Source organism: Nonomuraea sp. NPDC049714, assembly GCF_044465295.1.
GTDB lineage: Bacteria > Actinomycetota > Actinomycetes > Streptosporangiales > Streptosporangiaceae > Nonomuraea.
The window spans coordinates 1-1327 of record NZ_JBITLM010000039.1 but is presented as its reverse complement, the minus strand read 5'-3'; the positions used below and the strand labels follow the sequence as shown (position 1 = coordinate 1327).

1 protein-coding gene is annotated in these 1327 nt (G+C 69.6%); it reads right to left on the bottom strand.

Features of this window, described 5'->3' with window-relative positions:
* Positions 1-16 precede the first annotated feature (16 nt).
* The gene (locus ACIBQX_RS50610; RefSeq protein WP_397017870.1) at positions 17-1090 is read right to left on the bottom strand and encodes an IS110 family transposase; all 1074 of its coding nucleotides are present in this window, start codon (positions 1088-1090) and stop codon (positions 17-19) included.
* Positions 1091-1327: the final 237 nt, after the last annotated feature.

Genomic DNA, 1327 nt, shown 5'->3' with positions numbered 1-1327 from the left:
GATGCTCCTATTGATGTCAACCGTTGGGACCCTGATCGTTGCTGGTGATGATCCGGTAGAGCTCGCGGGCGATATAGCGCTTGAGACAGCGGATGATCTCTTTCTTGGACAGCCCGTCTTGGGTGCGTCGGTCCATGTAGGCACGGGTGCGCGGGTCCCAGCGCAGGCGGACCAGGGCGATGCGGTACAGGGCCGCGTTGGCTTGGCGGTCGCCGCCGCGGTTGAGGCGGTGCCGGTGGGTCTTGCCGGAGGAGGCCGGGATCGGAGCGACGCCGCAGAGCATGGCGAAGGCGGCTTCGGAGCCGAGCCGGTCGTGGTTCTCGCCCGCGGTGACCAGGAGCTGCCCTGCGGTGTCGGGGCCGACGCCGTGCACGGCGAGCAGGGCGGGGTTGATGGCGGCCACGAGGGGGTGCAGCAGTTCGTCGAGCTGGTTGATTTCCGCGGTGAGTTGCTGGTGGCGGCGGGCCAGGCAGGCAAGCGCGATCGTCGTTGCGGTGGCCGGGTCGCCGGCGTGAGCGCGATCGGGCCGCAGGGCGGCGCAGGTCGCGATCAGCTTGCCGGTGGGCAGGCCGCGTAGCTGGGAGCGCAGCTCGTCGGGGGCGGTGACGATCAGGGTTTTGATCTGGCGTTGGGTGTCGGCGCGCTGGTCGATGGCCGAGCGGCGGGCGATGCGCAGGCAGCGCAGCGCTTCGACCTGGCCATCGCGTTGTTTGGGGGTGCCGGTCCGGTGGCCGGCCAGCGCGGTCCTGGCGGCGGCGATAGCGTCGATCGGGTCGGACTTGCCCTGGAAGCGGCGGGTCTTGCGGTCAGGACGGTCGATTTCGATCACGTCGATGTGTTCGGCGTGGAGCAGGCGGGTCAGCCCGGCCCCGTAGACGCCGGTGCCCTCGACACCGACCCGCGTCAGCTGCCCGAAGGCGCGCATCCAGGCCAGCAGGGCGGCATATCCGGCCGCCGTGGCGGGGAACTGTTCGGTGCCCAGGACCCGGCCGACCACATCGAGCACGGCTGCGGTGTGGGTGTCCTGGTGGGTGTCCACGCCGCCGGCGACTTCGCTGATCGGGGTGGCGTCGGGTGTAATGGAGGTCATCGTCGTCCTGTCGTCTTGACCGGGGGCAGGGCGGCACGCACCAGCCGGGCAACGCGGACAAGACAGTGATGGGGCCTCTGGCCAGGCTCCTATGAAGTCACAGGCGCCGCGTCCGGTGAGTGCATCCGAGCGCTTCCCGGCCAGGGCCGACAGATCCCGTTGAGGACCTCGAGGTCAGTCAGTCGGTGGGTCAAACCCTGGCGGGAAGCGCTCACCTCCATCATCACTGTCAGTCGG